The sequence below is a fragment of the Amycolatopsis sp. NPDC003731 genome, assembly GCF_053586895.1.
Genome location: NZ_JBSFNC010000265.1, coordinates 1 through 6,289, shown reverse-complemented (window position 1 = coordinate 6,289; position 6,289 = coordinate 1). Strand labels below are relative to the sequence as shown.

Here is a 6,289-nt window from a genome sequence, read left to right as displayed (position 1 = left end):
ATTCGGGACGTGTGACGTCCCGAATGAGTCATTCGCGACGGTTCACGGAGTCAGCAGGGGCAGCAGCGGCTTGCGCACGGCGGTCGCGACGCCGTCCGACGCCTCCGCCGCGGCGAGCCGCTCGGCGCTCGGCCTGCCGTAGCCGGTCGTGCGCTGGACCAGCGGGCGGCCGAGCGGCTCGACCATCGCGCGCATGTCGCTGATCGTCTTGTACGACCCGTGCGATGCGCCCGCCATCCGGCTGATCGTCTCCTCCATCAGCGTGCCGCCGATGTCGTTGACGCCGCCCTGCAGCACCGCGCGGCTGCCCTCTTCGCCGAGCTTCACCCAGGAGCTCTGGATGTTGTCGATCATGCCGTGCAGCAGCAGCCGGGCCAGCGCGTGCACCGCGCGGTTCTCGCGCAGCGTCGTGCCCGGGCGGGCGAGGCCGGCCAGATAGATCGGGGCGCTCTGGTGGATGAACGGCAGCAGGACGAACTCGGTGAACCCGCGCCGCCCGTGCTTCTCCAGGCCTTCGCGCTGCAGCCGGGCGAGCAGCTTCAGGTGCGCGACCCAGTGCGCCGGCGTGTCGACGTGGCCGTACATCATCGTGGACGTCGTCGGCAGCCCGACCTCGTGCGCGGTCGTGACCACCTTGATCCACTCCGACGTCGGCAGCTTGCCCTTGGTGAGCACCCAGCGGACGTCGTCGTCCAGGATCTCCGCCGCCGTCCCCGGCAGCGAGTCCACGCCGGACTCCTTGGCCTTGATGAGCCAGTCCTTCAACGAGAGGTTGGTGCGCGAAGCGCCGTTCACGACCTCCATCGGGCTGTAGGAGTGCAGGTGGATCTCCGGCTGACGGCGCTTGACCTCGGCCGCGAGGTCGAAGTACGCGGTGCCCGGCAGGTCCGGGTGGATGCCGCCCTGCATGCAGATCTCGGTCGCGCCCGCGGCCCACGCCTCGTCGACGCGGTCGCCGACCTGCTCCAGCGAGAGCGTGTACGCGTCGGCGTCGGTGCGACGCTGGGCGAAGGCGCAGAAGCGGCAACCCGTGTAGCAGACGTTCGTGAAGTTGATGTTCCGCGTGACGACGAAGGTGACGTCGTCGCCGACCGTCTCGCGCCGCAGGTCGTCGGCGATCCGGGTGAACGCGTCCAGTTCCTTGCCGTCGGCGTGCAGCAGCGCGAGCGCGGCGTCGTCGGAAAGCCCGGCCGGGTCCTTTTCGGCGCTGCGCAAGGCTTCCAGGATGTCCGTGTCGAACTTGGCCGGCCCGGTCTTGATCCGGTCGCCGATCTCCTTCCAGTCCCCGTACACCGAGTCGAAGTCGCTGCGGCGGTCCTCGGTGCGGCCGCTGGTGTCGATCTCGGTGTGCAGGTCGGTGCGGCCGGACTCCTGCCAGCCGCCGTCCGGCTCCTGCCACGGGAGGCCGACCGGCATCGCGCCCTCGCGGGCCATGCCGGTGTCGTAGTCGACGAGCGCGGCGACGTGCCGCGTGATCCGCGGGTCCAGCCACGGCTCGCCCGCCTTGACGTACTCGGGGTAGATGGTGAGCCGTTCCTTCAGCTCGAAGCCGGCCTTCTCGGTGCGCCGCGCCAGCTCGTCGATCTGCGGCCACGCGCGTTCCGGGTTGACGTGGTCCGGGGTCAGCGGCGAGACGCCACCCCAGTCGTCGATGCCGGCGCGGATCATCAGGTCGTACTGGTTGCCGATCAGGTTCGGCGGCGCCTGGATGCGCATCTTCGGGCCGAGCACCAGCCGCGCGACGGCGATGTTCGCGGCGAGCTCCTCGAGGTCGGCGTCCGGGGTCGCGCGCATCTTCGTGTCCGGCTTGGCCCGGAAGTTCTGCACGATGACTTCCTGGATGCCGCCGTAGGTCCTGGCGACCTTGCGGATCTCGAACAGCGCGTCCGCGCGCTCCTCGAACGTCTCGCCGATGCCGATGAGGACGCCGGTGGTGAACGGGACGCTGCTGCGCCCGGCGTCCTCGAGCACCCGGAGCCGCACCGCCGGGTCCTTGTCCGGCGAGCCGTAGTGCGGGCCGCCCTTCTCGCTCCACAGCCGGGTCGCGGTGGTCTCCAGCATCATGCCCATCGACGGCGCGACCGGCTTGAGCCGCTGGAAGTCCTGCCAGGTCAGCACGCCCGGGTTGAGGTGCGGCAGCAGACCGGTCTCCTCCAGCACCCGGATCGCCATCGCGCGGACATACGAGAGCGTGTCGTCGTAGCCGTGGGCGTCCAGCCACTCGCGGGCGGCCTTCCAGCGGTCCTCGGGCCGGTCGCCGAGCGTGAACAGGGCTTCCTTGCAGCCCATCTCCGCACCCTTGCGGGCGATGTCGAGAACCTCGTCGGGCGAGAGGAACGGCGATTCGAGCCGGCCGGGCACGGTGACGAAGGTGCAGTAACCGCAGCGGTCCCGGCACAGGCGCGTCAGCGGGATGAACACCTTGCGGCTGTAGGTGATGACGCCGGCGCGGCCGGCCTCGGCCAGGCCCGCGTCGCGGATGCGCGAGGCGTACTCGGACAGCTGGGTGAGGTCGTCACCGCGGGCGTGCAGCAGGACGCTCGCTTCGGCTACGTCGAGTGTCTTCCCGTCACGCGCCCGGGCGAGCGCGCGGCGCATCGCGGAGGCGGTCGGGGCGGTGGCGTCGGGTTCGGGTCCCATTCCGCCAACGCTAGGACCGCCCTCGCGCGACCAGCCAGTGTGTGTTCCGCACCCGGCTCACCCGATCGGTTCGCGTGATCGTCGCCGCAGGTCAACGGGTCCGCGTAGTTGTCGATCAGCACGTCGGCGTGTATTACCTAAAGGGTGGCATCGGTGGTCGGGAAGAAGATCGGCGGACGGACGTACTACTACCTGGCGGAGTCCGCCCGGGTCGACGGCAAGCCCCGGGTGGTGACCCAGCGTTACCTCGGTACCGCCGACGAGATCGCCCGCGCCGTCCCGGGCGGCGAGCCCGCGTCGGCGTCGTACCGGACCTACGGCGACGTCGCCGCGGTGTGGGCGACGCTGTCCCGGCTGGACTTCGTCGCCCGCGTCGACGACGTCGTGCGCGCGAAGCCGTCGTTGGGGCTGACCCTCGCCGTGGCGGTGCTGCACCGCGCGACCGCCCCCGAGACGCCGATCGCTGCCTGGTGGAAGACGAGTGCGGCCGCGGACCTCGTCCGGCTGTCCACAGTGGATGGGCTGTGGCGGGCGCTGGAACGGCTGACCCCGGAACGCATCGCGGGCATCGAGGAGACCGTCGCCGCCGCGGTCCTGGCCACAGTGGACGACCACGCGGCGCTCGCCGTCGACGTCCCGCAGTTCGCCGCCTTCGCCCCGGCGGACTGCACGCTGCCGTCGGCCTGCCAGGGCGTGCTCGCCGGCGCCGGCCTGCGGGTGACCCGGGACGGCGCCATCCCGCTGGCGTCGCGGCTGTACCGGCGGGACGACGGCAGCGCGCCCACGTTCGCCTCCCTCATGGCGGGGCTGGGGCCGGCGACCCTCGTCTTCCACGCCGGCCAGGCCGCCCAGCTGGACCTGGGCTCACGCAGCGGCTTCGTCGGGTCGTTGCCGTTGACCGACCACCCCGAGCTGCTGACCCAGCCGGCGTCCGCGCGCAAGCGCGTCGACCCCGAACGGTTCGCCGGCCTCACCGCGCTGGACACCCACGCGGTCGTCGACGGCGTCCGGCGGCGGGTGGTCCTCACGCATTCGGCGACGCTGCACGCGGCGCAGTCCCGCGCGTTCGCCGACGAGCTGGCCACCGCGACCCGGGAGCTGGACGGCCTGGCCGAGGCGCTGGCCGCGGGCACCCACCGCGGCGACCGCGCCCAGGTGCACGCCGAGATCGGCCGGGTGACGCGGGGACGGCGCGTCGAGCGCGTGCTCACTGCCGTCCTGAGCGGGAACCGGCCCGGCGAGATCCGGCTCGAACGGCGGATCGACACCGCCGCGGTGGCGCGGCTCGACGAGGAGTTCTTCGGCAAGCAGGTGCTGGTCACCGACCGGGACTGGCCGGTCGCCGAGGTCGTGACGGCCTACCGGGCCCGCACCCACCTCGAATCGACGTTCCGCTGGCTCACCGGCCCCGCCGTCATCGGCCCGACCCCGCGCTGGGAGTGGACGCGGCAGCGGATCGCCGCGCACGGCCTCGTCTCGGTGCTCGCCGCGACCGTGACGCACCTGATGCGGCGCGAGGCGGACCGGGCGGGGATGAACCTGTCGGTGCGCGAGCTGCTCGACCAGCTGGCCGGCATCGGCGAGCTGGTCCTGCGCTACCCGTCGACCGGCGGCCGGCCGCGGACCAAGCGCCTGCTGACCGAGCTGGACCCGGGTCAGCAGGCGCTGGCCGACCTGTTTCAGCTCTCGCGGTAGATCTGCAGCGCCGAGAAGCTCTGGACCACCGGCATCAGCTCGATGACGTTGATGTTCACGTGCTTCGGCTGGGACGCGGCCCAGTGCACCGACTCGGCGACGTCGTCCGCCGTGAGCGGCGTCGTGCCTTCGTAGACCTTGTCCGCCTTGGCCTGGTCGCCGTCGAAGCGGACCTTCGAGAAGTCCGTGCCGCCGACCATGCCGGGCTCGACGTTGGTGACGCGCACGCCGGTGCCGTGCAGGTCGCTGCGCAGGTTGAGGCTGAACTGGTGGACGAACGCCTTGGTCGCGCCGTAGACGTTGCCGCCGGGGTAGGGATAGGTGCCGGCGATCGAGCCGATGTTGATCACGTGGCCGCGGCCGCGCTCGACCATGCCCGGCAGCAGCGCGCGCGTGACGTGCGCGAGGCCGCGGACGTTGGTCGCGATCATCTCGTCCCAGTCCCGCAGGTCGGCCTTGTGCGCGGGCTCGAGCCCCTTCGCCAGGCCGGCGTTGTTGACCAGGACGTCGACCTCTCGCCAATTTTCGGCGAGACCGTCGACCACGGTCTTGACCGCTTCGGGGTCGCTGACGTCGAGGACCACCGGGAGGACGGCGTCGCCGAGCTCGGCGGCCAGCTTCTGGAGCTTGTCCGCACTGCGGGCGACGGCGATCACGCGGGCGCCCTCGGCGACGAACCGGCGCGCGATGGCGTCACCGAAGCCGGCGCTCGCGCCGGTCACGAACACGGTCTGCTGGGTCATGAGGTGAACCTTATTCTGGTCAGGAACGTGCTGAGTGCCTCGTCGAACTCGGTTTCGCGCTCCAGGTTAGGCAGGTGACCCGCGCCGTCGATCACCACCAGGGTGGAAGTCCGGATTTCCCGGTGGATGAGCTCGGCCTCGCCGACCGGGGTGAACTCGTCCTCACTGCCCACCACGACCAGGGTGGGAACGTCGATCCCGCTCAGCGCCGGCGTGTAGTCGGGGCGCTCGGCGCGTCCCCGGAGCGCGGCCGCGGCGCCCTGCTTCGGCGCGTTGCGCATCATCGTGCGGACGTGCGCCTCGACGTCCGGCCTGGTCGCGCGGGTCTGCTTCGAGATCATCTTGGGGAGGAGCTCCTCGGCGTAACGCTCCATGCCCTCCTCGGAGATCCTCGCGGCGGTGTCGATGCGCGCCTGCTTGGCCTCCGGGGTGTCGAGGCCGGCGAACGTGTCGGCGAGGAGGAGGGCTTCGACGCGGCCGGGGTGGTCCGCCACCAGCTGCATGGCGATCTGTCCGCCCATGGAGAGGCCGCCGAGGACGAACCGGTCCAGGCCAGGTGATCGGCCAGGGCGACGAGGTCGGCGGCGAAGACGTCGAGCCCGGTCTTCGCGTCCTGGGCGGGGGACTCGCCGTAGCCGCGGAGGTCGGGGACGACGACGCGGTGGCCGCGCTCGGCGAGGTGCCTGGCCTGGGGCCGCCACATGGAGCGGTCGAAGGGGTGGCCGTGGACCAGCAGGACCGGACGGCCGGTACCGAGGTCGTCGTGGGCGAGGTTCATGCGGCCGACGTTAGGCAGAGCGCTGGCTCCGAGCAATACGGTGCAATGTAGTCGGAGCAATGTTTTTCCGGCGCGCATCGGTGGCGCTCGGGGCCGGTTGGGGGCAGACTGGGTCTCGGACGGGCTTCGTCATGGGGTCTGACCTGCGCCGATCTTGTTAAGGGACCCCCCTGTTTCGGGCCCTTTCGGGGCATGTAAAGTTCTCCAAGTCGCCAGGGAAACCGAGCGACAGGGACACGAACCAAGCTCTCGCGGAAAGCGATTGAGTGGGTGGCCCACAAAAACTGCTAGGAATAACTCGCTTCGAGTAAGGCCGCTTGACGGCGGTGCGACTCGAGGTGTGTTGCTTGAGAACTCAACAGTGTGCTAGTGAACTAAGCCAGTAGAGCTTATATTTGAAACCCCTCGTCGGGGTTTCCTTTGAGAGCATTAC

The 6,289-nt window shown here is 70.7% G+C and carries 3 protein-coding genes and 1 pseudogene; 1 reads left to right on the top strand and 3 read right to left on the bottom strand.

Features of this window, described 5'->3' with window-relative positions; genetic code table 11:
• Positions 1-42: 42 nt before the first annotated feature.
• Positions 43-2,640, bottom strand: coding sequence for a bifunctional FO biosynthesis protein CofGH (locus tag ACWDN5_RS45930; protein ID WP_449680701.1), 2,598 nt, complete (start codon positions 2,638-2,640; stop codon positions 43-45).
• Positions 2,641-2,793: 153 nt separating this feature from the next.
• Between ACWDN5_RS45930 and ACWDN5_RS45925 the strand changes: the two genes are divergently transcribed.
• Positions 2,794-4,335, top strand: a complete 1,542-nt coding sequence (locus ACWDN5_RS45925) for an IS1634 family transposase (RefSeq protein WP_449680700.1) — start codon at positions 2,794-2,796, stop codon at positions 4,333-4,335.
• On the opposite strand, the gene ACWDN5_RS45920 is transcribed toward ACWDN5_RS45925, so the two are convergent.
• Together ACWDN5_RS45920 and ACWDN5_RS45915 are read right to left on the bottom strand one after the other, a co-directional pair.
• The gene (locus tag ACWDN5_RS45920; RefSeq protein ID WP_310971355.1) at positions 4,320-5,078 is read right to left on the bottom strand and encodes an SDR family oxidoreductase; all 759 of its coding nucleotides are present in this window, start codon (positions 5,076-5,078) and stop codon (positions 4,320-4,322) included. The genes ACWDN5_RS45925 and ACWDN5_RS45920 overlap by 16 nt on opposite strands.
• Positions 5,075-5,856, bottom strand: a pseudogene (locus ACWDN5_RS45915) (alpha/beta fold hydrolase). The gene ACWDN5_RS45920 and the pseudogene ACWDN5_RS45915 overlap by 4 nt, the downstream one beginning before the upstream one ends.
• Positions 5,857-6,289 lie beyond the last annotated feature (433 nt).

Bases quoted from the DNA above. Each gene is read 5' to 3' on its own strand.
- ACWDN5_RS45930 (WP_449680701.1), bottom strand. From the start codon at position 2,640: ATGGGACCCGAACCCGACGCCACCGCCCCGACCGCCTCCGCGATGCGC.
- ACWDN5_RS45920 (WP_310971355.1), bottom strand. From the start codon at position 5,078: ATGACCCAGCAGACCGTGTTCGTGACCGGCGCGAGCGCCGGCTTCGGT.